Genomic DNA, 24,077 nt, shown 5'->3' with positions numbered 1-24,077 from the left:
GAGGCCATGGGCAGCCAGGTCTGCTCGGTCTACCTGCTTGATCCCGAGACCAACCGCTTCGTCCTGATGGCCACCGAGGGCTTGAACAAGCGCTCGATCGGCAAGGTCAGCATGGCACCCAACGAAGGTCTGGTGGGTCTGGTCGGCACGCGTGAAGAACCCCTGAACCTCGAAAACGCCGCGGATCACCCGCGTTACCGCTACTTCGCCGAGACCGGCGAGGAGCGCTACGCCTCGTTCCTCGGGGCGCCGATCATTCACCACCGCCGCGTCGTCGGCGTGTTGGTCATCCAGCAGAAAGAACGTCGCCAGTTCGACGAAGGTGAAGAAGCCTTCCTCGTGACCATGAGCGCGCAGCTCGCCGGGGTTATCGCCCACGCCGAGGCCACCGGTTCGATCCGTGGTCTGGGCCGTCAGGGCAAGGGCATTCAGGAAGCCAAGTTCGTCGGCGTACCGGGCTCGCCGGGGGCGGCCGTCGGCACCGCAGTGGTCATGCTGCCGCCAGCGGATCTGGACGTCGTGCCAGATAAAACCATCACCGACATCGACGCCGAACTGGCGCTGTTCAAGACCGCCATCGAAGGCGTGCGCGCCGACATGCGCGCGTTGTCCGCCAAGCTCGCGACCCAGTTGCGCCCGGAAGAGCGCGCGCTGTTCGACGTCTACCTGATGATGCTCGACGATGCCTCGCTGGGCAGCGAAGTCACCACCGTGATCAAGACCGGCCAATGGGCCCAGGGCGCGCTGCGTCAGGTGGTCACCGATCACGTCAACCGTTTCGAACTGATGGACGACGCCTACCTGCGCGAGCGCGCGTCGGACGTCAAAGACCTCGGTCGGCGCCTGCTGGCGTATCTGCAGGAAGAGCGTCAGCAGAACCTGGTCTACCCGGAAAAAACCATTCTGGTCAGCGAAGAACTGACGCCGGCGATGCTCGGCGAGGTGCCGGAAGGCACGCTGGTCGGTCTGGTTTCGGTGCTCGGCTCGGGTAACTCGCACGTCGCGATTCTGGCGCGAGCCATGGGCATTCCGACGGTGATGGGCCTGGTCGACCTGCCGTACGCCAAGGTCGATGGCATCGAAGTGATCGTCGATGGCACCCGCGGCGAGGTCTACACCAACCCCAGCGATGTGCTGCGCAAGCAGTTCGCCGAGGTGGTCGAAGAAGAGAAGCAACTGGCGCTGGGCCTCGACACCCTGCGCGATCTGCCGTGCGTGACCCTCGACGGCCACCGCATGCCGTTGTGGGTCAACACTGGCCTGCTGGCCGATGTGGCGCGGGCGCAGAAGCGTGGCGCCGAAGGTGTCGGCCTGTACCGCACCGAAGTGCCATTCATGATCAACCAGCGCTTCCCGAGCGAAAAGGAACAGCTGGCGATCTACCGCGAACAGCTCGCCGCGTTTCACCCGCAACCGGTGACCATGCGCAGCCTGGACATCGGCGGTGACAAATCGCTGTCGTACTTCCCGATCAAGGAAGACAACCCGTTCCTCGGCTGGCGCGGGATTCGCGTGACCCTCGACCACCCGGAAATCTTCCTGGTGCAGACCCGCGCGATGCTCAAGGCCAGCGAAGGCCTGAACAACCTGCGGATCCTGCTGCCGATGATCTCCGGCACTCACGAACTCGAAGAAGCCCTGCACCTGATCCACCGGGCCTGGGGCGAAGTGCGCGACGAAGGCACCGACGTGCCGATGCCGCCGATCGGGGTGATGATCGAGATTCCGGCCGCGGTGTATCAGACCAAGGAACTGGCACGGCAGGTGGACTTCCTGTCGGTCGGCTCCAACGACCTGACCCAGTACCTGCTGGCCGTCGACCGCAACAACCCGCGAGTGGCCGACCTCTACGACTACCTGCACCCGGCAGTGCTGCAAGCCTTGCAAAACGTGGTGCGCGACGCGCATGCCGAAGGCAAGCCGGTGAGCATCTGCGGCGAAATGGCCGGTGATCCGGCGGCAGCGGTGCTGTTGATGGCGATGGGCTTCGACAGCCTGTCGATGAACGCCACCAACCTGCCGAAAGTGAAGTGGATGCTGCGTCAGATCAACCTGAGCAAGGCCAAGGATCTGCTGGCCGAGCTGATGACCATCGACAACCCGCAAGTGATCCACAGCTCGCTGCAACTGGCGCTGAAGAATCTCGGGCTGTCGAAGATCAATCCGCCGGCGGTCAACAAGGCCCTTTAAAAGGCTGATGGCCCTGTGGCGAGGGAGCTTGCTCCCGCTGGAGTGCGGAGCGCTCCCAATCCGGTCAATGAGATTCTCCTGAGAGATCGCATTGGCCGGACTGCGGCTGCTTCGCACCCGAGCGGGAGCAAGCTCCCTCGCCACAATGGTTGCTCACTTTCAGGTATTGATCTCCACCTCGCCCAAATGCCCGCCATACGGCCCGAAACTGCGCTCGACCATCCGCCGCGTTCCATCCGCCTGCACAATCAACGCCGTACTCGCCCGCGTGCCGTAACTCTGGCTGGCAATGAACACACTCGACAGCAGCGATTCGGTGGCCAGCCCGACCCCGGTGTCCGGCAGTTCGGCAAACGCTGCGGTCTGCGCATCGCCCAGCAGATCCAGCAAATGCGCAGGCTGTGGATCATCCAGCACCGCACTCAACGCAGCCTTGGCCTTGAGCAACTTCGGCCACGGCGTATCCAGCCCGGCATTCGATAGCCCGTAAACCCCCGGTTCGAGCATCACTGGCTCGGACGTCCGCGCATTGAAGTGCCACAGCTCATGGGCATTGCCCAGCAGCAGGTTGAACCCGGCGTATTCCGGCGCGCGAGCGACCACATCGCTCAAATAATCATCAATCGACGCATCGCCCGTGAGAAACCGCGCCACCAGCTCGCCCCGCGACTTGCGCGCCGGTGGCTGGTGCGGATCGCGGATATTGGTCAGCGCGGCAAAGCGCCCGTTGGCGCCGATTCCAAGCCACGTGCCGCCCGCTTCAAGATCGCGCCCGGCATGCACGTGTGGCGCGTCGGCCCATGGCGCCAGCGGCAGGCTCGGGCGGGCGTAGAATTCGTCACGGTTGGCCGCGACGATCAGCGGCTGGGCATGGCCCGGGCGCCAGGCGAAAACGATCAGGCACATAAGGTGGTCCTTGTGTGTTTTCTGCTCACTCTACGCAGTCGTCGTCCGTGCATCCATCGCAAGTGGAGCCAAAGGGCATGCATCCGTTACCATGCCGCTCCGGTTTTGGGGATGCGTCGGGGAGACGGCCGTGGAATTTCTGCTCTATCTGGCGCTGGGCGCCTGTGCGGGCGTGCTGGCCGGGCTGTTCGGGGTGGGCGGCGGGATCATCATTGTCCCGGTGCTGGTGTTCAGTTTTACTTTGCAGGGTTTCGATCAGTCGATCCTTACGCATCTGGCGGTTGGTACGTCGCTGGCGACGATCATTTTCACCTCGGTCAACGCCGTGCGCGAACACCACCGGCGTGGCGCCGTGCGCTGGCCGATCTTCAAGTGGATGGCGGTGGGCATACTGCTCGGCGCCGGTTTCGGTGCGCTGACGGCCGAGGCGATTTCCGGGCCGAACCTGCAAAAGATCATCGGCGTATTTGCCTTGGTGATCTCGTTGCAGTTGGCGCTGGACATCAAGCCCAATGCCAGTCGAACCGTCCCCGGCAAACTCGGTCTGACCGTGGCGGGGAGCGTGATCGGTTGGGCGTCGGCGATTTTTGGCGTCGGCGGCGGTTCGCTGACCGTACCGTTCCTGACCTGGCGCAGCGTGCCGATGCAGCAAGCCGTGGCGACCTCGTCAGCCTGTGGCCTGCCGATCGCCCTGGTCAGTGCATTAAGTTTCATGATTCTGGGCTGGCACGATTCGTTGTTGCCGCCGCATAGTCTCGGTTTTGTTTATTTGCCGGCGCTGCTGGGCATCGCCCTGACCAGCATGGTCTTCGCCCGTCTCGGCGCGCGATTGGCCCACAGGTTGTCGCCGCGCTTGCTGAAAAGACTGTTCGCCGCTTTGCTGTTCTGCGTGGGTTTGAATTTCCTGCTCTGACACATTTGGCAATCCTGGCTTAATCCTGAGGTGGCAGCGTCGCCCGGGAATTTTGGTTTCAACTCTAACGAGGAGTCGCAATGCTGCCTTACCCGCAGATCGACCCGGTGGCCTTGGCCATCGGTCCGCTGAAAATCCACTGGTACGGCCTGATGTACCTCGTCGGCATCGGCGGCGCATGGCTGCTGGCCTCGAGCCGGCTCAACCGTTTCGACCCGACCTGGACCAAGGAGAAGCTTTCCGACCTGGTGTTCTGGCTGTCGATGGGGGTGATTGTCGGTGGACGTCTGGGTTACGTGCTGTTCTATGACCTGAGCGCCTACATCGCCAACCCGACGCTGATTTTCGAAGTGTGGAAGGGCGGCATGTCGTTCCACGGCGGTTTCATCGGGGTGATGCTCGCCGCGCTGTGGTTCGGCAAGCGTAACGGCAAGACCTTCTTCCAGCTGATGGACTTCGTTGCGCCGATGGTGCCGATCGGTCTGGGTGCCGGGCGTATCGGCAACTTCATCAACGCCGAGTTGTGGGGCAAGCCGACCGACGTGCCGTGGGCGATGATCTTCCCGCCGTTCAGCGATCCGGCACAGTTGCCGCGTCACCCGTCGCAGCTGTATCAGTTCGCGCTCGAAGGCGTGGCGCTGTTCCTGATCCTGTGGCTGTTCTCGCGTAAACCGCGTCCGACCATGGCGGTATCGGGCATGTTCGCGCTGTTTTACGGCATCTTCCGTTTCATCGTCGAGTTCGTCCGCGTACCGGACGCGCAACTGGGCTACCTGGCCTGGAACTGGCTGACCATGGGTCAAGTGCTGTGCGTGCCGATGATCGTCGGCGGGCTGTTCCTGATCTGGCTGGCCTATCGTCGTGCGCCGGCAGCGCCGCTCGCGCCGACCGCTTAAACTACGAACCCCGGCGCGCGACGCCGGGGCTCAAAGGACACAGGTAACTCATGAAGCAATATCTCGAACTGGTCTCGCACGTCATCCAGAACGGCACCAAACAGGCCAACCGCACCGGCATCAACACCATCAGCTTCCCGGGTGCGATGCTGCGTTTCGATCTGCAGGAAGGCTTTCCGGCGATCACCACCCGCAAGATGGCCTTCAAATCGGCCATCGGTGAGATGTGCGGTTTTCTGCGTGGCGTGAACAATGCCGCTGAATTCCGTGCGCTGGGCTGCAAGGTCTGGGACCAGAACGCCAACGAAAACGCGCAGTGGCTGGCCAACCCGTTCCGTCAGGGCGAAGACGACCTCGGCGAAATCTACGGCGTGCAATGGCGCAAATGGCCGGCGTACAAGCAGATCCCGCTGAGCAACACCGCCGCCATCGAACAGACCCTGAGCAACGGCTACAAGCAGATCGCCCAGGGCGAAGAAGACGGTCAGGCTTACGTGGTGCTGTACAAAGCCATCGACCAGGTGCGTCAGTGCGTCGACACGATCATCAACGATCCGGGCAGCCGCCGTATCCTGTTCCACGGCTGGAACGTCGCCCAGCTCGATGAAATGGCCTTGCCGCCATGCCATCTGCTGTACCAGTTCCACCCGAACGTCGAGACCAAAGAGATCTCCCTGACCCTCTACATCCGCTCCAACGACCTGGGTCTGGGCACGCCGTTCAACCTCACCGAAGGCGCCGCGCTGCTGAGCCTGATCGGGCGCCTGACCGGCTACACGCCGCGCTGGTTCACCTATTTCATCGGTGATGCGCACGTCTACGAGAATCACCTGGATATGCTCAACGAACAGCTCAAGCGCGAGCCGTTCGCCATGCCGAAACTGAAAATCTCCGACCGCGTGCCGGAGTTTGCCAAGACCGGTGTGTATCAGCCGGAGTGGCTGGAACTGGTGGAACCGAGCGATTTCTCGCTGGAAGGCTACGAGCACCATGCGCCAATGACCGCGCCGATGGCGGTCTAAGCCATCCCGCAGTGATCATTCCCCCTTGATGGGGGGAATGATCGGCCCTGTGTAGGAGCTGCCGAAGGCTGCGATCTTTTGATCTTGCTGTTTATAGGATCAAAAGATCGCAGCCTGCGGCAGCTCCTACATTGGGTTTTGGGTACGGCTCAATGGCCGTGGCTGCGGCCTACGTGGGAGTGTTCGACTTCCGTCGCGACAACCCCGCCACTCACCTCCAGCCGCTGCAAAATCCCGCACTGATCCGCCCCCGGCCCTTCGCCACAGCGTTGGCGCAGGTCGAGCAGTTGCGTCTGCAACGCCAGCAAGCCATCGATCCGCGCCTTGACGTGCTGGATGTGCTCGTCGATCAGCGTATTGACGCTTGCACATTGATCCTGCGGGCTGTCACGCATGGCCAGCAGGCTGCGGATTTCTTCGAGGGTCATGTCGAGGGTGCGGCAGTTGCGGATGAAGGTCAGGCGTTCGGCATGGGCCTGGGTGTAGACGCGGTAGTTACCGTCGCTGCGCGCCGGCTCCGGCAGCAGGTTTTCGCGCTCGTAATAGCGGATGGTTTCTACGGCGCAGTCGGTGAGTTTCGCCAGTTCTCCGATCTTCATGACGGCCATCTCCAAATGGGTGCTTGACCCTATAGTGGCTACAGGGTCTTTACTTGGCAACAGGCACCTTCATGGACGCGACCAAATGAGCGATTCCCAGCACAACCACAAATCCCACGCGGGACACGACCACAGCCACAAATTGCAGCCTGTGCATAAGCATGACCACGGTGGCGATGCTTGCTGCGCGTCGAAAGCCGCCGCGCCTGCGCGTGTGCAACTGAGCGAAAAGACCAGCGCTGACGCCCGGTTGAGCAGCTTCCGCATCGAAGCGATGGACTGCCCGACCGAGCAGACGCTGATCCAGAACAAGCTTGGCAAACTGGCCGGGGTGCAGCAGTTGGAATTCAACCTGATCAACCGCGTGCTCGGCGTGACCCACAACCTGCCGAACACCGCACCGATCACCGAGGCAATCACCTCGCTGGGCATGCACGCCGAGCTTTTGGAGGCGGGCGTCGAAACCCCGGCCCCGGCGCCGGTGAAAAAACACTGGTGGCCACTGGCGCTGTCCGGCGTCGGTGCGCTGGCGGCTGAAGTGATCCACTTCACCAACGCCGCGCCGACCTGGGTGGTGGCGATCATTGCGCTGGTGTCGATCCTCAGCGGTGGCCTGACCACCTATAAAAAGGGCTGGATCGCCCTGAAGAACCGCAACCTCAACATCAACGCGCTGATGAGCATCGCGGTGACTGGCGCGGTGTTGATCGGGCAATGGCCGGAAGCGGCGATGGTGATGTTCCTGTTCACCGTGGCCGAGTTGATCGAAGCGCGCTCGCTGGATCGTGCGCGCAACGCCATCAGCGGTCTGATGCAGATGACCCCGGAACAGGCCACGGTGCAGCAAGTTGACGGCAGCTGGGTCGAAAAAGAGGTTAAAAGCGTCGAACTTGGCGCCCGCGTGCGGGTAAAACCCGGCGAGCGCATCGCGCTGGACGGCGAGGTGGTCAGCGGCAGCTCGACCATCGATCAGGCGCCGATCACCGGGGAAAGCCTGCCGGTAGAGAAAACCGTTGGCGACAAAGTCTTCGCCGGCACCATCAACCAGGCCGGCTCGCTGGAGTACACGGTGACTGCGGCGGCGAACAACTCGACCCTGGCGCGGATCATCCACGCCGTCGAGCAGGCTCAGGGTGCACGGGCGCCGACTCAGCGCTTTGTCGACCAGTTCTCGACAATCTACACCCCGGTGGTGTTTGTCCTGGCCTTGGCCGTGGCGATCATCCCGCCGTTGTTCATGGGCGCGGCTTGGTTCGACTGGATCTATCGCGCACTGGTGCTGTTGGTGGTGGCATGTCCGTGTGCATTGGTGATTTCCACCCCGGTGACCATCGTCAGCGGCCTCGCGGCAGCGGCGCGTAAAGGCATTCTGGTCAAGGGTGGCGTGTATCTGGAGGGCGGCTTCAAGCTCGACTATCTGGCGCTGGACAAGACCGGGACCATCACCCACGGTAAACCGGTGCAGACCGATTACCTGTCGCTGGACCCGACCGCTGACGCCACAGCCCCGGCGATTGCCGCCGCGCTGGCCGGGCGTTCCGATCACCCGGTGTCGCTGGCCATCGCCAATGCGGCTGTGGGTAAAAACTTCGCAGCGCTGATTGTGGATAACTTCGAAGCGCTGGCCGGGCGTGGCGTAAAGGGCGAGGTCAACGGCCAGACCTATCACCTGGGCAACCACCGTCTAGTTGAGGAGCTGGGTCTGTGCTCGCCGCAACTGGAAGAAAAGCTGTTTGCGCTGGAAAAGCAGGGCAAATCCGTGGTGTTGCTGCTCGACAGTTCCGGCCCGCTGGCGCTGTTCGCCGTGGCCGACACGGTCAAGGAATCCAGCCGCGAAGCGATCCGCCAGTTGCATGCGCTGGGCGTGAAAACCCTGATGCTCACCGGTGACAACGTGCACACCGCGCAGGCAATTGCCGCGCAGGTCGGCATTGATCAGGCCAAGGGCGACTTGCTGCCGACCGACAAGCTGCAGGCCATCGAAGACCTGTACAAGCAAGGGCATCGGGTGGGCATGGTCGGCGACGGTATCAACGACGCGCCGGCACTGGCCCGCGCCGAAATCGGTTTCGCCATGGCGGCTGCCGGTACCGACACCGCGATTGAAACCGCCGATGTCGCCCTGATGGACGACGATCTGCGCAAAATCCCGGCGTTCATCAGCCTGTCGCGCGACACCGCGAGCATCTTGAAACAGAACATCGCCTTGGCGCTGGTGATCAAGGCTATCTTTCTTGGGGTAACCTTCGCCGGACTCGCCACCATGTGGATGGCGGTATTCGCCGACATGGGCGTGAGCCTGCTGGTGGTGTTCAACGGTTTGCGCCTGCTGCGCAAATAAACGATGAGGGATGGTTGTGCTGAGTGCCGAGCTGAAAGCGTTTTATATGGTCGCCCGCCTGGGCAGCATTACGCTGGCGGCGAAAAAGCTCGGCCTCAGCCAACCCACCGTGACCACGCAGATCCGTAATCTGGAAAGTCAGTACTCGGTGGAGCTGTTCTACCGTGGCGGTCGGCGCCTGAGTGTCAGCGACGAAGGCGCGCGGTTGCTGCCGATGGTCAAGGCGCTATTGCAGCAAGAGGCCGATATCGAGTTCTTCCTGCGCAACAGCGGTCAGGTGCAGGGCACGCTGCGCATCGCTGCCACCGCGCCGTATTACATACTCGATCTGGTGAAAACCTTCCGCGAGCGCTTGCCGCAGGTGGAAGTGTCGGTGGAAATCGGCAACTCGCAGCAGGTGCTCGAAGCGCTGGAGGATTACCGGGTGGATGTCGCGGCGTCGTCGCAGTTGCTGGAGGATGCGCGGCTGATTCGCCGGGTGCTCGGCAGCGATCCACTGGTGCTGGCGGTGCATCGCAACCATCCGCTGGCGGCGCAGGAGCATGTGGCGTTGAGCGCGCTGGCCGGGCATACCTTGCTGATGCGCGAATCCGGCTCGACCACCCGCCGTTTGACCGAGGCGTTGCTGGAAAGCGCCGGGGTCAGTTTCGGGCCGTTGCTGGAGATCGGCAGCCGCGAGTCGATCCGTGAGGCGGTGCTGCGCAATATCGGCATCAGCATCATTGCCCGCCAGGAAGTGCCGCACGATCCGCAATTGCGCGTGCTGACCATAGAGAATGCGCCGCAGATTCCCGAGTATCTGTATTGCCTCAAGGAGCGCAAAGGCGCACGGTTGCCGGCGGCGTTTCTGGGGTTGGCTCAGGAAATGTCTCCGGCCTGATTTCTTCAGTGCCCATGCCGGCCTCTTCGCGAGCAAGCCCGCTCCCACATTGGAATTGTGTTGTGAACACTATCCCCTGTGGGAGCGGGCTTGCTCGCGAAGGCGTCAGACCAGGCAACACATGACTTGAAATCTGAACCAAAATCCCCGAATACCACTATCAGCCGTTTTTGCCTCACTGCCACATGACGGACGCATTACAACTCTAGGATTGGCCCCATCAGCTTGATGAGGTCTGTCCATGAATCCTGCAATCGCAACTGCCCTGATCAACCCCGGTGCGCCGATGAAAGTGCGCGGCGTGCAGAAGCGCTTCGGCGCGTTCACCGCACTGGATAACGTCTCCCTCGATGTCGCGGCCGGTGAACTGGTATGCCTGCTCGGTCCGTCGGGCTGTGGCAAGACCACGCTGCTGCGCTGCATCGCCGGGCTGGAGAAGCAGGACAGCGGCGAGTTGTACCTCGGCGACCGCGATGTTTCGCACCTCGCGCCGCAGGCACGGGACTACGGCATCCTGTTCCAGTCCTACGCACTGTTCCCCAATCTGACCGTCGAAGCGAACATTGCCTACGGCCTCGCCGGCAGTGGTCGTGACGAAGTGCGCCGCCGCGTCGGGCAGATGCTGGAACTGGTCGGCCTCACCGGCAGTGAGAAAAAGTTCCCGGGCCAGTTGTCCGGCGGTCAGCAACAGCGTGTCGCCCTGGCTCGTGCCTTGGCCCCGGCGCCGTCGCTGCTGTTGCTCGATGAACCGATGTCGGCGCTGGACGCCCGAGTGCGCGAGCATCTGTGCACCGAGCTGCGCCAACTGCAGCGCAACCTCGGCATCACCACCCTGATGGTCACGCACAATCAGGACGAAGCCATGCTGATGGCCGACCGCATCGCCGTGATGAACAACGGCCGCGTCGAGCAGTACGCCACTCCGCAGGAAATCTACAATCGCCCGGCCACGCCGTTTGTGGCCGAGTTCGTCGGGCAGGGCAATTGGCTGCCGTTCCAGCGCAGCAGCGCCAGTCACGCCCGGGTCGGCGGGATGGATGTGCGTCTGGCCGATGGCAGCGTCAGCGGCGCTTCGGGCCGACTGTTCTGCCGTCCGGAAGCAATCAGCGTCAATCCGTTGGTGCACGAAGAAAACCTGTTCCCGGCGAAAGTCCGTGAGATCACCTTTCTCGGCAATCGCTGCCGCATGAGCTTCGAACTCGACCAATTGCCGGGCCACGCGCTGCTCGCTGAACTGGCGCCGGAAGCCATGCCGCGCCTCGGTGCCCAGCAGATCATGGTCGCCTTGCCACCGCGCAGCCTGCAGGTGTTTGCCTGATGAGCGCGAACATCGCACTGCCGCTACCGCACAAGCAGGCGCGGCGAGTGTCCGGGGCCGAGGTCGGTGACCGGATCTTCGTCCTCGGCGGCAAACTCCTGCTGCTGTTACTGCTCGGTGTCGCTGTGCTGCTACCGTTGCTGGCGATCTTCTGGCGCGGCTTCAGCAGCGAGGCCGGGCAGGGCGGTGGCTGGCTCGCCGCCAAGGAGCTGGTGACCAGCGAGAATTTCCACTGGCTGCTCGGCAACAGCCTGAAAGTTTCCCTCAGCGTCGCGGCCATCGTCGTACCGCTGGCCTACCTGTTCGCCTACGCCCTGCAACGCACACTGATTCCGGCCAAGGGCATCTGGCGCGGGATTTCCCTGCTGCCATTGATGGCGCCGTCGATGCTGCCGGGTATCGCACTGGTTTATCTGTTCGGCAACCAGGGCATGTTGCGTGGACTGCTTTCGGACAACATCTACGGGTTCTGGGGCATTGTGCTGGGTGAGGTGATTTACACCTTTCCGCATGCGCTGATGATTCTGCTGTCGGCGTTGTCGCTGGCCGACGCGCGGCTGTTTGATGCCGCGTCGAGCATGGGCGCCAGTCCGGCCAAGGCTTTTCGCAGCATCACCTGGCCGGCGACCCGGCAGGCAGTGTTCGCCGCGTTCTGTCTGGTGTTCACCCTGACCATCACCGATTTCGGTGTACCCGTGGTGGTCGGTGGCGACTATCAAGTGCTGGCGCTGGAAGCCTACAAAGCCGTGGTCGGCCAGCAACAATTCGGTCGCGGCGCGCTGATCGGCATGGTGCTGTTGCTGCCGGCGCTGTTCAGCTTCGGCGTCGATGCCTGGCTGCGCCGCCGGCATGGTGATTCCATGAGCGGCCGTGCGCAGGTGTTCAAACCGGCGCCGTCGAAATTGCGTGATGGCTGTTATCTGGCGACTGTTTTGTTGATCAGCGCGGCGTTGCTGCTGGTGTTCGGCATGGCGGTGTTTTCCTCGCTGGTGAAGTTCTGGCCGTACAACCTGTCGCTGTCGCTCAATCACTACCAGTTCAACGAGACCGCCGGCGGTGGCTGGCTGGCCTACGGCAACAGCTTGAAGATGGCGCTGGGCACGGCACTGATCGGCAGCGTGCTGATCTTCACTGGCGCTTACCTGATGGAGAAAACCCGCAGCCAGCGCGGCCTCAACCTGACCCTGCGCATGCTCAGTTTCGTGCCGATGGCAGTGCCGGGGCTGGTGCTCGGTCTGGGTTACGTCTTCTTCTTCAACCTCAGCGGCAACCCGCTGCACGTGCTGTACGGCACGATGACCCTGATGATCGTCTGCACCATTGCGCACTATCTGACCACCGCGCAAATGACCGCGACCACCGCGCTGCGCCAGCTCGACGCCGAGTTCGAAGCCGCCGCGCTGTCGCTCAAGGCGCCGCTGTACCGCCATTACCTGCGCGTCACCGTGCCGATCTGCCTGCCGGCGCTGCTGGACATCGTGCGCTACCTGTTCGTCTCGGCGATGACCACGGTGTCGGCGGCGATCTTCCTCTACAGCCCCGACACCATCCTCGCGGCGGTCGCGGTGCTGAACATGGATGACGCCGGCAACGTCGGCGGCGCGGCGGCGATGTCGAGCCTGATTCTGTTCACCTCGGCAGGCGTGTCCTTGCTGCTGGCGTGGGCTTCGCGCGGCTTGCTGCGCCGTTCCCAGGCCTGGCGGCAAACCGCGCCCGGCCACTGATTGACGACTTATCCCTACAGCCTCAACTCACCTACAGGAAAACGATCATGTTCAAGCCTATGGCCCTGGCCGCTGCTGTGCTCGCTACTTTCAGCCTGAATGCCTTCGCGGCAAAAACCGAGTTGACGGTGTACACCGCCCTCGAAGCCGAGCAACTGACCGCTTACAAGGCCGCGTTCGAGAAGGCCAACCCGGACGTCGAGATCAAGTGGGTGCGCGATTCCACCGGGATCATCACCGCCAAACTGCTGGCCGAAAAGGCCCGTCCGCAGGCTGACGCGGTGTGGGGCCTGGCCGCTTCGAGCCTGGCGATCCTCGATCAGCAAGGCATGCTGCAAAGCTATGCACCGAAGGATCTGGGCAAGATCGGCGCGAACTACCGCGACGCCGCCAACCCGCCAGCCTGGGTCGGCATGGACGTGTGGGCCGCGACCATTTGCTTCAACACCGTCGAAGCCGAGAAGCAGGGCCTGAGCAAACCGGTGAGCTGGCAGGATCTGACCAAACCTGAGTACAAGGGCAAGATCGTCATGCCGAACCCGGCGTCGTCCGGCACCGGTTTCCTCGACGTCAGCGCCTGGCTGCAAACCTTTGGCGAGAAACAGGGTTGGGCCTACATGGACGGTCTGCACCAGAACATCGGCCAGTACGTTCACTCGGGTTCCAAGCCTTGCAAACTGGCGGCGGCGGGCGAATTCCCGATCGGCATTTCCTTCGAATATCCGGCGGTACAGCTGAAACGCCAGGGCGCGCCGCTGGACATCATCCTGCCGAAGGAAGGCCTGGGCTGGGAGATCGAGGCGACTGCGGTGATCAAAGGCACCCCGCATGAAGACGCGGCGAAAAAACTCGCGGACTTCTCCGCCAGCGCCGAGGCGATGGATCTGTACAAAGAGAACTTCGCCGTCCTCGCCCAGCCGGGTATCGCCAAACCGCAGACCGAACTGCCGGCCGACTACGAGCAGCGTCTGATCAAGAACGACTTCGCCTGGGCCTCGAAGAACCGCGACGAGATCCTGACCGAATGGCGCAAGCGTTATGACGGCAAGTCCGAGAAAGTTGTCGCCAAGTAAGATCTTTATCGACTGACAGGGCCCCATCGCTGGCAAGCCAGCTCCCACAGGGTTTTGCGGTGAACACGAATTTTGTGCACACCTCGATACCTGTGGGAGCTGGCTTGCCAGCGATGACGGTCTCTCATTCAGAGCACCTCTAAATGACCCAACACCAAGACCTGCTGATCGTCGGCGCCGGCATCCTCGGCCTGTCCCATGCCTACGCCGCCGCCAAACGCGGCCTCAAGGTGAGCGTTTTCGAACGCACCGCCACGCCCCTCGGCGCCTCGGTGCGCAACTTCGGTCAGGCGCTGGTCACCGGTCAGCCGCCGGGTGCGATGCTCGAACTGGCCAAGGCCAGCCGCGAGATCTGGGGCGACTGGGCGCAACTCGCCGGTCTGCCGATCAAGCGCAACGGCTCATACCTGTTCGCCCGCAGCGAAGCCGAAGAACAATTGCTCGAAGCTTTCTGCAATGGCCGCGCCGTGGAACACGGGTACAACGTCGCCTTGCTGCGCGGCGCTGCCCTGCGTGATCTGTACCACGGCCAGTTCAGCCACCATCGCGCTGCGTTGCACGGCATGGACGATCAACAGCTGTACTCGCGCGAAGCGATCCCGGCGCTGATCGACTATCTGCGCCGCGACCTCGGCGTCGAGTTTCACTTCAGCACGCTGGTGCGTGACGTCGAACCGGGGCGCCTGCACAGCACCGCGGGCAGTTTCACGGCGCAGCAAATCATCGTCTGCTCCGGCCACGATTATCAGACCCTGCTGGCCGAGCCGATTGCCGCACTCGATCCGCAAATCTGCCGCCTGCAAATGCTCCGCGCCAAACCGCAGGTCGAGCTGAACCTGCAACACGCCTTGCTCACCGGTTTGAGCTGCGTACACTACGGCGCCTTCGCCGATTTGCCAGAAGCGGCGGCGGTGCAGGCACAGATCCTGCGCGAACAGCCGCACCTGCACGACAACGGCATTCACCTGCTGATCAGTCCGACGCCGTATGGCGAGCTGATTATCGGTGATTCGCACCATTACGGCAGCGATCCGTCGCCGTTCAACGCCGAGCAAGTGGACAACTGGATGCTCGAACTGGCCGAGCAGACGCTGGGCTGCAAGGTGCAAGTGGTCGAGCGTTGGCAGGGCGTTTATGGTTCCCGTGGGCCGGGTCCGTTCTCATTCCTGCGCCCGGCACCGGGCTTGAGTGTGGCGCTGATGCACACCGGAGTCGGCATGAGCGTCGGTCCGGCACTGGCCGAGCACAACGTGGCGCAATTGCTGGAGGAAATGTGATGGCGGCGCATGCGCAAGTCGTTGACCGGGTGTTTGCGCTGTATGAACGCTTTGGTGCAAGTGATTACATCGGCGAGCCGGTCTCGCAGATCGAGCACATGTCACAGGCAGCGCAGTTGGCGATGGCTGAAGGCTTTGATGATGAAGTGGTGCTGGCGGCGTTCTTCCATGACATCGGCCATCTGTGTGCCGAAGGCGCCGAGAACATGGGCGGTTATGGTGTGGTCAGCCATGAGCGGCTGGGGGCGGATTATTTGCGTGAGGCGGGATTCAGCGAGCGTATGGCGCGGTTGGTGGAATATCACGTGCAGGCCAAGCGCTATCTGACCTTGCGTGAGCCGGGGTATTTCGAGCGATTGAGTGAAGCGAGTCGCCGGACGCTGGAGTATCAGGGTGGGGTGATGACGGAGGCAGAAGCTGAGGCGTTTGAGCGTGATCCGTTGTGTGCGGTGAGTTTGCGTATGCGGCAGTGGGATGAGTTGGCCAAGGAGATGGGGGTGCCGGTGATGAATCTGGGTGTATTGAAGGAGAAAGCGGTGCGGCTGCTGGCTGCGTAATTCATGTCACCGAGTCGCGCCATTCGCGAGCAAGCCCGCTCCCACATTCGACCGAGTTCCACCATAAAGAATGCGATCAAACTGTGGGAGCGGGCTTGCTCGCGAAGAGGCCGGATCAGGCGCTAAAGCTCTGCAGCCAGTAAATCAATCTGCTCCTGCCGCTCCGCCTGATTCAGCTTTGGATGCGGATTGAGCGACGACCACTGCGGATGCGCCCGCGCCTTGCTCAGCGCTTCGGGCAGCTTGCCCTCGCGCCAGGTCTTGTCCTGCGGGGTGGCGACCTGAACCGCCTCCATCGCCGCATGCCCGCGCTGATCCAGCGCCAGCAGCAACTGTCGCTGACGCAACGCCAACAGCCGCAGCACGCCGTCATCCACGGTCAATTCCCGCTGTCCTCTGATCTTGCCCAGCAAGCGGCTGCCATAACTGCGCGCGGTTTGCAGGGCGCCGCCGGCAATCGCACCGGCCAATGCCGCAGCGCCAAGGGTGATCCCGCCGACCAGCAGATCCACCCCAGCCCCCGCCGCTGCACCTGCCGCAATTCCGCCGCCAACGCGCACACCGAGTTGCTTCAGGGTTTCCGGGTTGAACAAATCATCGCCCCAGCGCCCATCGAGTAACGGCAGATCACTCGCCGCCGCATCCTGCGGGCGGAACGCATAGAGTTTGAGCAACGCTTCGACGCATTTCTGTTCACGCTGGCGCACGGCTTTGCGCAGTTCGCTGATCGCTTGCTGTTCCTGCTCGGCCTCGCTGACCACGCTGCGTCGGCAGGCGGCGCAGTCGATCAGCAATTCGGCGATCAAACGCGCCGCACTTTGTTGGCGTGCGAGGCGCTGGGCCTGTTGATCGGCGATCAAGCGTTCCAGTTGCGGACGGGCGTTTTCCAGCAGCAGCGCGAGGCTTTCGTACAGGCGCCGCTCGCCATCTTCCGGCGGCGCGACGCTGTCGAAGCGCACCAGCGCATGCAGGCCGAGCCGCGCCAACGCTTCGCGCCAGTCCGGTTCGCGATGGTTGGCGCTGCTGACGAAATTCAGCACCGGCAATAGCGGTTTGCCGCAACTGGCCAGCACTTCGAGTTCGTCGCGATATTTGGCCAGCACCGGTTCGCGGGCGTCGATCACATACAGACCGGCGTCGGAGGCGAGTAGCTGCCGCAGCACTTTCGCCTCCTGTTCGAAACGCTGGCGCGCCTCGCTGCCGTCGAGAAACCGCGCCAGTCGCGCCGGGCCGTCGAGGCGTTCGCCGGGGCGTTCCAGACGCTCAAGGAAATCCAACAGGGCGATGGCGTCTTCCAGTCCCGGCGTGTCGTAAAGATCGAGCAACGGCTCGCCGTCCACCGACAACCGCGCACCCTCGACATGTCGAGTAGTGCTCGGCCGGTGCGAGACTTCGCCGAAACCGACGTCGCGGGTCAGGGTGCGCAGCAGCGAAGTCTTGCCGACGTTGGTGTGGCCGACCACCGCGAGTTTCAGCGGCGCTTTCCGGGCATCAGTCATGACCTGTCTCCAGCCAGTTCAACGGCGCGCAATCGGCGAACGGCAGCTCCAGTTGTTGCAGCGCGACGTGCCAGTCGCCGAGGCGGGCACTGTCCAGCGCTTCGCCGGGCGGTGCTTGCAGCAGCCAGACGCGGGTGGCGCTGGCGTTGCGCGCCAGTTCGGCGATCAGCGCGAGGCTGCCGCGATCCGGCGAACGCCGTGGATCGCAGGCGATCAGCAGACGCGCCGGGGGGAAACGGCTGAGTTGTTCGAGCAGTTTGTGCCGCGATTCGCGGCTGTCGAGAATGCCTGCGTTGCTCACGGTTTTCGGCAGGGCCGGTGGCCACGGGCGCTGGTCGTCGAGTTCGATGGCGACCAGCAAAGCGCCGTCGCTGACGTGTTCGCTGACGCTGCTTTCGACCCGATGCAACTGCTGCGGCGCCGCGTCGTTGATGCCGAGACGTTCGCTGGTCGGCATCAGCCGCTCACGCAACTGGGCGTAACCGGGCAGGTTCAGGTCCAGCGTCAGCGCGGCTTTGCCGCGACTCCAGCGCCAGAAACACAACAGCGCCAGCAGCAGGCGCGGCAGCACGCCGTAGACCACCAGCACACCGACCAGCCAGGTCGCCCAGGCCTGCCGCGCGCTTTCGACATCCAGCGCTGCGCCGCCACTGGCGCGGATCATCTCTACGGTCGGCACGTTGAAGCCGAGCAGAGCCGGCAGCGCGCCGAGGGTTTGAGTCAGGCTGATAAAGGTGTCGGCGCTGAGAATCGTGGTTTCCCAGACGAAACCGTAGCGCCGGGTCGCCATCAGTGTCAGCAACAGCACCAGTGCGCTGAGCAGCGCCAGCAACCACAGGCCATTGACCAAGGTGCCGAGCGCCCAGCGATTGAGTTTCCTGCGCTGCAACATCAGCAGCAGGGCCGGCGCCAGTTGCGCGGCTTTGGCATCGCGGGCGAATTTTTCGCTGAGCCATAGCCACAAACGCCCGAGAGTGGCGCCGTGTTCACCGGCAAAGATCAGCCCCAGCGCCCAGCTCAGCAGCAGAATCAGGTTCAGCCCGAGCAGGCTGCCCAGGGCCCAGAACACATTGACCGGTGTCTGGCTCAGCGCGGCGAAGGCCAGACCGGCGCCGCTCAGCAGCGCGAAAATCACCAGCAGCACCAGCGCCAGCCGCGCGCCTTGCAGCCAGTGCTGGAGTGCTGCGCTCAGTCCGTCGCGCTCGGCCAGCCACACGGCGCGGCGCTGAATACGGCCCGGCAGATCGCCGCCGGCCGCGCGGGCCAGACGATTGGCTTCCAGATCTTCCAGGGGACCTGCGTTTTCTTCGCGCAGGCGGATGGTCTCGCTCAGCCAGAGGTTTTGCAGTGGAGTCAGTTCAGTCACGCGCCATTCCGTTGCTCGATTGAGCAGTGAGCATAACCGCTGTGGCGCTTATCGGGTCAAGCGAGGCTCTGGTATCCTCGCCGGCATGACTAAATCACTCCCCCTCAGCCTGATCGCAGCCCTCGGTGAAAACCGCGTGATCGGCGTCGACAACAGCATGCCCTGGCACCTGCCGGGGGACTTCAAATACTTCAAGGCCACGACCCTCGGCAAGCCGATCATCATGGGCCGCAAGACCTGGGATTCCCTCGGCCGTCCGCTGCCGGGGCGCTTGAACATCGTGGTCAGCCGTCAGCCGGATCTGCGGCTGGAAGGGGCAGAGGTGTATCCGTCGCTGGAAGCCGCGGTGGTTCGCGCCGAGGAATGGGCGAAAGCGCAGGGCGTCGATGAGTTGATGCTGATTGGCGGCGCGCAGTTGTATGCGCAAGGGCTGGCGCAGGCGGATCGTCTGTATCTGACCCGAGTGGCGCTGAGCCCGGAGGGCGATGCGTGGTTTCCGGAGTTCGATCTGAACCAGTGGAAGCTGGTGTCGAATGTGCCGAATCCGGCTGAGGGCGACAAGCCCGCGTACAACTTCGAAGTCTGGGAAAAAGCTTAAGAGCTTCGCGAGCAAGCCCGCTCCCACATTGGATTTGTGTCGATCACAGATCCAATGTGGGAGCGGGCTTGCTCGCGAAGAGGGCAGGTCAGGTAAAGAAGAACTTAAGCCTGCGCCAGCTCCGCATGCTCATCCGCATCCAGCAGTGCTTTATCGGTCTGCTGCATCACTTGGCTGGTGATCGCACCGGCCGTGATCGAACCACTCACGTTCAACGCCGTACGACCCATGTCGATCAGCGGCTCCACCGAAATCAGCAGCGCCACCAGCGACACCGGCAAGCCCATCGCCGGCAGCACGATCAGCGCAGCAAACGTCGCGCCTCCACCGACCCCGGCCACACCGGCCGAACTCAGGGTGACAATCGCCACCAGCGTCGCGATCCACAGCGGGTCCAGCGGGTTGATGCCGACGGTTGGCGCAACCATCACCGCCAACATCGCCGGGTACAGACCGGCGCAACCGTTCTGGCCGATGGTCGCACCGAACGAGGCGGCGAAACTGGCGATCGACTGCGGAATGCCCAGACGACGAGTTTGCGCTTCAATGCTCAGCGGAATGCTCGCCGCGCTGGAACGGCTGGTGAACGCGAACGTCAGCACCGGCCAGATCTTGCGGAAGAAACGCAGCGGGTTGATCCCGGCCGCCGACACCAGCAGGCCATGCACGACAAACATCAGGCCCAGACCGAGGTACGAGACCACCACGAAACTGCCGAGCTTGATGATGTCCTGCAGGTTGGAACCGGCGACCACTTTGGTCATCAGCGCCAGCACGCCGTACGGGGTCAGCTTCATCACCAGACGCACCAGACGCATTACCCAGGCTTGCAGGGTGTCGATGGCGTTGATCACTTTCTGACCTTTTTCGACGTCATCCTTGAGCAGTTGCAGCGCCGCGACCCCGAGGAACGCGGCGAAGATCACCACGCTGATGATCGAGGTCGGCTTGGCCCGGGCCAGATCGGCGAACGGGTTCTGCGGAATGAACGACAGCAGCAGCTGCGGCACATTCAGGTCGGCAACCTTGCCGGCGTAGTCGGTCTGGATGGTTTGCAGACGGGCCATTTCCTGAGTACCGGCGACCAGGCCTTCGGCGGTGAGACCGAACAGGTTGGTCAGGCCGATACCGATCAGCGCCGCAATCGCGGTGGTGAACAGCAGCGTGCCGATGGTCAGGAAGCTGATCTTGCCCAGCGACGAGGCGTTGTGCAGACGTGCCACCGCACTGAGGATCGAGGCGAACACCAGCGGGATCACGATCATTTGCAGCAACTGCACGTAGCCGTTGCCGACCAGATCGAACCAGCCGATCGAGGTTTTCAGTACCGGGTTGCCGGCACCGTAAACGGTGTGCAGGGCGACGCCGAACGCCACGCCGAGCACCAGCGCGAGCAGGACTTTTTTCGCCAGGCTCCACGTAGTGTGGCGGGTTTGCGCCAGACCGAAGAGCAGGGCGAGGAACACCAGCAGATTGAGGATCAGCGGCAGATTCATGAAGACTCCGATAAGACTTGTGCCAGTCGCATTCTTGGGCGACTGCGAACCGGCAAGCCTAACAGTTTGATTTCCATTGAATTAATACCGAAATCGCAGGTTGTCCGTCGTTTTTGGAATAAGCGCGTGTCGCTCTCGGCTAAGCAACTGGCGTTGAGGGGACGTGGACGGTCGCTGACAGACGAGGACTGTCACACTTATTTGTTAGCGTCGATGTCTTTCAGTCAGGGAGAAAACGTCGATGAAGTTCGCACCGAAAATGCTCGCTGTGGTTCTTGGATTGGGCTTGGCCGCTCACGCATTCGCCACCGATCTGAAGCACTGGCCGGCGGATCAGGCCAAGGCACTGGACGCGATGATCGCCGCCAATGCCAACAAGGGTAACTACGCGGTGTTCGACATGGACAACACCAGTTACCGCTACGACCTCGAAGAGTCGTTGCTGCCGTTCATGGAAAACAAGGGCCTGATCACCCGCGACAAACTCGATCCCTCGCTGAAACTGATGCCGTTCAAGGACACCGCCGACCATAAGGAAAGCCTGTTCAGTTACTACTATCGCTTGTGCGAAGTCGACGACATGGTTTGCTACCCATGGGTGGCGCAGGTGTTCTCCGGCTTCACCCTCAAGGAACTCAAGGGCTACGTCGATGAGCTGATGGCGTCGGGCAAACCGGTTCCGACCACTTATTACGACGGTGACGTGGTGAAGAACCTTGATGTGCAGCCGCCGAAAGTCTTCACCGGCCAGGCTGAGCTGTACAACAAGCTGATGGAGAACGGCATCGAGGTCTACGTAATGACCGCCGCCTCCGAAGAGCTGGTGCGCATGGTCGCGGCCGATCCGAAGTACGGCTACAACGTCAAACCGCAGAACGTGATCGGCGTAACCACGTTGCTGAAGAACCGCGAAACCGGCGAGCTGACTACTGCGCGCAAGCAGATCACCGCCGGCAAGTATGACGAGAAGGCCAACCTCGGCCTCGAACTGACCCCGTACCTGTGGACCCCGGCGACCTGGATGGCCGGCAAACACGCGGCGATCCTGACCTACATTGATGAGTGGAAAAAACCGGTACTGGTCGGCGGCGACACCCCGAGCAGCGACGGCTACATGCTGTTCCACGATGTGGATGTAGCCAAGGGCGGCATTCACTTGTGGGTCAACCGCAAGGACAAATACATGACCCAGCTCAACGGCATGATGGCCAAGCACGCGGCGGCGCAGGCCAAGGAAGGATTGCCGGTGACGGCTGACAAGAACTGGGTGATCGTCAAGCCAGAAGAAATTCAGTAAGACCCAATTCTGTGTTGGAGCGCAGATTCCAGAATCACTGACAGTCCCCTGTGGGAGCGGGCTTGCTCGCGAAGAGGGAGTGTCAGGCGAGAGGTTTTTTGACCGGTAGACCGCTTTCGCGAGCAAGCCCGCTCCCACCGTTTTGATCTTCTGTGTCTGGGATATTTTGGTCAGGCAAAAAAATGCCCCGCACTTGGCGGGGCATTTTTATTCGGCGGCTAAAACTTACAGCCCGTCGAGCATCGCCTTGTTGCGCACCGCACCCTTGTCGGCGCTGGTCGCCAGCAGGGCGTAGGCCTTCAGGGCGGTGGTCACTTTGCGTGGACGCTGTTCGACTGGTTTCCAGCCTTTCTTGTCCTGCTCGACCCGGCGCGCAGCCAGTTCTTCATCGCTGACCAACAGGTTGATCGAGCGGTTCGGGATGTCGATCAGCACTTTGTCGCCGTCCTGCACCAGACCGATCGCGCCACCGGCCGCAGCCTCTGGCGAAGCGTGGCCGATCGACAGACCGGAAGTACCGCCGGAGAAACGACCGTCGGTGAGCAGCGCACAGGCTTTGCCCAGACCTTTGGACTTCAGGTACGACGTCGGGTAGAGCATTTCCTGCATGCCCGGACCGCCTTTCGGGCCTTCGTAGCGAATGATGACGATGTCGCCTTCCTTCACTTCGTCGGCGAGGATGCCGCGCACGGCGCTGTCCTGGCTTTCGAAGATCTTCGCGTTGCCTTCGAAGACGTGGATCGACTCGTCGACGCCGGCGGTTTTCACCACGCAGCCGTCGAGGGCGATGTTGCCGTACAGCACGGCCAGGCCGCCTTCTTTCGAATAGGCGTGTTCGAAGCTGCGGATACAGCCGTTTTCACGGTCGTCGTCGAGGGTTTCCCAACGGGTCGACTGGCTGAACGCGGTCTGGGTCGGGATGCCCGCCGGGCCGGCCTTGAAGAAGTGGTGCACTGCCTCATCGTCGGTCTGGGTGATGTCCCATTTGGCGATGGCTTCTTCCATGCTGCGGCTGTGCACGGTCGGCAGGTCGGTGTGCAGCAGACCGCCACGGGCCAGCGAACCGAGGATGCTGAAGATGCCGCCGGCACGGTGCACGTCTTCCATGTGGTACTTCTGGATGTTCGGCGCCACTTTGCACAGTTGCGGCACGCTGCGCGAAAGACGGTCGATGTCGCGCAGGTCGAAGTCGATCTCGGCTTCCTGAGCCGCAGCCAGCAAGTGCAGGATGGTGTTGGTCGAACCGCCCATGGCGATGTCGAGCATCATCGCGTTCTCGAACGCCTTGAAGTTGGCGATGTTGCGCGGCAGCACGGATTCGTCGTTCTCGCCGTAGTAGCGCTTGCACAGCTCGACGATGGTGCGGCCGGCCTGCAGGAACAGCTGTTCGCGGTCGCTGTGGGTGGCGAGGGTCGAACCGTTGCCCGGCAATGCCAGGCCCAGGGCTTCGGTCAGGCAGTTCATCGAGTTGGCGGTGAACATGCCGGAGCAGGAGCCGCAGGTCGGGCAGGCGCTGCGCTCGTACTCGGCAACCTTCTCGTCAGAAGCGCTGGAGTCGGCGGCGATCACCATGGCGTCGACGAGGTCGAGGCCGTGGGAGGCGAGTTTGGTTTTGCCGGCTTCCATCGGACCGCCGGAAACGAAGATCACCGGAATGTTCAGACGCAGGGCGGCCATCAGCATGCCCGGGGTGATCTTGTCGCAGTTGGAGATGCAGACGATGGCGTCGGCGCAGTGGGCGTTGACCATGTACTCGACGGAGTCGGCGATGATCTCGCGGCTCGGCAGCGAATACAGCATGCCGTCGTGACCCATGGCGATGCCGTCGTCGACGGCGATGGTGTTGAATTCTTTCGCTACGCCACCGGCGCGTTCGATTTCCCGGGCAACCAGTTGACCAAGATCCTTGAGGTGCACGTGGCCCGGCACGAACTGGGTAAAGGAGTTGGCAATGGCGATGATCGGCTTCTTGAAGTCGTCATCTTTCATCCCGGTGGCACGCCACAGTGCGCGGGCGCCGGCCATGTTGCGGCCGTGGGTGGATGTTTTCGAGCGGTAATCTGGCATGGAGCACTCCGGGCGGCTAATCAGGTATCAAAAGGGAGTGAGCTTCTATTGACGTCTG

Annotated in this window: 19 protein-coding genes; 13 read left to right on the top strand and 6 right to left on the bottom strand. The window is 62.6% G+C overall.

The features are described 5' to 3' along the window. A partial coding sequence (ptsP, locus tag ACIOUG_RS09930; RefSeq protein WP_401064817.1) for a phosphoenolpyruvate--protein phosphotransferase occupies nt 1-2,190 on the top strand: 2,190 nt, incomplete at its 5' end. Between the two features lie 159 nt (nt 2,191-2,349). On the opposite strand, the gene ACIOUG_RS09925 is transcribed toward ptsP, so the two are convergent. Further along, entirely contained in the window at nt 2,350-3,096 is a 747-nt protein-coding gene (locus tag ACIOUG_RS09925) for an NRDE family protein (RefSeq protein ID WP_401064816.1), read from the bottom strand. A 130-nt stretch (nt 3,097-3,226) separates the two neighbouring features. On the opposite strand from ACIOUG_RS09925, the gene ACIOUG_RS09920 reads away from it, so the two are divergent. From ACIOUG_RS09920 to ACIOUG_RS09910, 3 genes are all read left to right on the top strand, one after another. Beyond that, nucleotides 3,227-4,009 carry a sulfite exporter TauE/SafE family protein gene (locus ACIOUG_RS09920; protein ID WP_401064813.1) on the top strand — a complete coding sequence of 261 codons (783 nt, stop codon included), beginning with the start codon at nt 3,227-3,229 and terminating at the stop codon, nt 4,007-4,009. A gap of 80 nt (nt 4,010-4,089) precedes the next feature. Continuing rightward, a complete protein-coding gene (gene lgt, locus ACIOUG_RS09915) occupies nt 4,090-4,905 on the top strand; it encodes a prolipoprotein diacylglyceryl transferase (protein WP_007965581.1) in 816 nt (271 codons plus the stop codon). A gap of 50 nt (nt 4,906-4,955) precedes the next feature. After that, entirely contained in the window at nt 4,956-5,927 is a 972-nt protein-coding gene (locus tag ACIOUG_RS09910; protein ID WP_027610539.1) for a thymidylate synthase, read from the top strand. Between the two features lie 149 nt (nt 5,928-6,076). On the opposite strand, the gene cadR is transcribed toward ACIOUG_RS09910, so the two are convergent. Next, a complete protein-coding gene (cadR, locus tag ACIOUG_RS09905; protein ID WP_007964189.1) occupies nt 6,077-6,526 on the bottom strand; it encodes a Cd(II)/Pb(II)-responsive transcriptional regulator in 450 nt (149 codons plus the stop codon). Between the two features lie 85 nt (nt 6,527-6,611). Between cadR and ACIOUG_RS09900 the strand changes: the two genes are divergently transcribed. From ACIOUG_RS09900 to ACIOUG_RS09870, 7 genes are all read left to right on the top strand, one after another. Then, complete coding sequence (locus tag ACIOUG_RS09900; protein ID WP_401064811.1) at nt 6,612-8,867, top strand: heavy metal translocating P-type ATPase; 2,256 nt, start codon at nt 6,612-6,614, stop codon at nt 8,865-8,867. Nucleotides 8,868-8,883: 16 nt separating this feature from the next. Further along, entirely contained in the window at nt 8,884-9,747 is an 864-nt protein-coding gene (locus ACIOUG_RS09895) for a LysR family transcriptional regulator (protein WP_401064824.1), read from the top strand. A gap of 241 nt (nt 9,748-9,988) precedes the next feature. Then, entirely contained in the window at nt 9,989-11,065 is a 1,077-nt protein-coding gene (locus ACIOUG_RS09890; RefSeq protein ID WP_401064808.1) for a putative 2-aminoethylphosphonate ABC transporter ATP-binding protein, read from the top strand. Then, on the top strand, nt 11,065-12,789 hold the full coding sequence (locus ACIOUG_RS09885) for a putative 2-aminoethylphosphonate ABC transporter permease subunit (RefSeq protein ID WP_401064805.1): 1,725 nt from the start codon (nt 11,065-11,067) through the stop codon (nt 12,787-12,789). The genes ACIOUG_RS09890 and ACIOUG_RS09885 overlap by 1 nt, the downstream gene beginning before the upstream one ends. 47 nt (nt 12,790-12,836) lie before the next feature. Continuing rightward, nucleotides 12,837-13,862: a putative 2-aminoethylphosphonate ABC transporter substrate-binding protein gene (locus tag ACIOUG_RS09880; RefSeq protein ID WP_003229178.1), complete on the top strand. Its 1,026-nt coding sequence runs from the start codon at nt 12,837-12,839 to the stop codon at nt 13,860-13,862. A 143-nt stretch (nt 13,863-14,005) separates the two neighbouring features. Beyond that, entirely contained in the window at nt 14,006-15,139 is a 1,134-nt protein-coding gene (locus ACIOUG_RS09875; RefSeq protein ID WP_401064802.1) for a TIGR03364 family FAD-dependent oxidoreductase, read from the top strand. Further along, the gene (locus tag ACIOUG_RS09870; protein WP_401064800.1) at nt 15,139-15,696 is read left to right on the top strand and encodes a phosphonate degradation HD-domain oxygenase; all 558 of its coding nucleotides are present in this window, start codon (nt 15,139-15,141) and stop codon (nt 15,694-15,696) included. Before ACIOUG_RS09875 ends, ACIOUG_RS09870 begins: the two co-directional genes overlap by 1 nt. 122 nt (nt 15,697-15,818) lie before the next feature. Here ACIOUG_RS09870 and ACIOUG_RS09865 read toward each other — a convergent pair whose 3' ends face one another. Next, nucleotides 15,819-17,195 carry a GTPase/DUF3482 domain-containing protein gene (locus tag ACIOUG_RS09865; protein ID WP_401064797.1) on the bottom strand — a complete coding sequence of 459 codons (1,377 nt, stop codon included), beginning with the start codon at nt 17,193-17,195 and terminating at the stop codon, nt 15,819-15,821. After that, nucleotides 17,188-18,561, bottom strand: coding sequence for a DUF2868 domain-containing protein (locus ACIOUG_RS09860; protein ID WP_401064794.1), 1,374 nt, complete (start codon nt 18,559-18,561; stop codon nt 17,188-17,190). Before ACIOUG_RS09860 ends, ACIOUG_RS09865 begins: the two co-directional genes overlap by 8 nt. Nucleotides 18,562-18,646: 85 nt before the next feature. Here ACIOUG_RS09860 and ACIOUG_RS09855 point away from each other — a divergent pair, with 85 nt between their 5' ends. After that, on the top strand, nt 18,647-19,159 hold the full coding sequence (locus ACIOUG_RS09855; RefSeq protein WP_401064792.1) for a dihydrofolate reductase: 513 nt from the start codon (nt 18,647-18,649) through the stop codon (nt 19,157-19,159). Nucleotides 19,160-19,263: 104 nt separating this feature from the next. Here the strand turns inward: ACIOUG_RS09855 and ACIOUG_RS09850 are convergent, their stop codons facing one another. Then, the gene (locus ACIOUG_RS09850) at nt 19,264-20,655 is read right to left on the bottom strand and encodes an L-cystine transporter (protein WP_401064791.1); all 1,392 of its coding nucleotides are present in this window, start codon (nt 20,653-20,655) and stop codon (nt 19,264-19,266) included. 241 nt (nt 20,656-20,896) lie between these two features. Between ACIOUG_RS09850 and ACIOUG_RS09845 the strand changes: the two genes are divergently transcribed. Continuing rightward, on the top strand, nt 20,897-21,952 hold the full coding sequence (locus ACIOUG_RS09845) for a hypothetical protein (protein WP_047297167.1): 1,056 nt from the start codon (nt 20,897-20,899) through the stop codon (nt 21,950-21,952). 225 nt (nt 21,953-22,177) lie between these two features. Here ACIOUG_RS09845 and ilvD read toward each other — a convergent pair whose 3' ends face one another. Continuing rightward, nucleotides 22,178-24,019 (bottom strand): dihydroxy-acid dehydratase, encoded by a 1,842-nt coding sequence (gene ilvD, locus ACIOUG_RS09840; RefSeq protein ID WP_086792292.1) that lies wholly within the window; start codon nt 24,017-24,019, stop codon nt 22,178-22,180. Between the last annotated feature and the right edge of the window lie 58 nt (nt 24,020-24,077).

The sequence above is a fragment of the Pseudomonas sp. NPDC087803 genome (assembly GCF_044742995.1).
Taxonomy (GTDB): Bacteria; Pseudomonadota; Gammaproteobacteria; order Pseudomonadales; family Pseudomonadaceae; genus Aquipseudomonas.
Note: the sequence above shows the minus strand (reverse complement) of the source record. Positions and strands in the feature narration are given on the sequence as shown.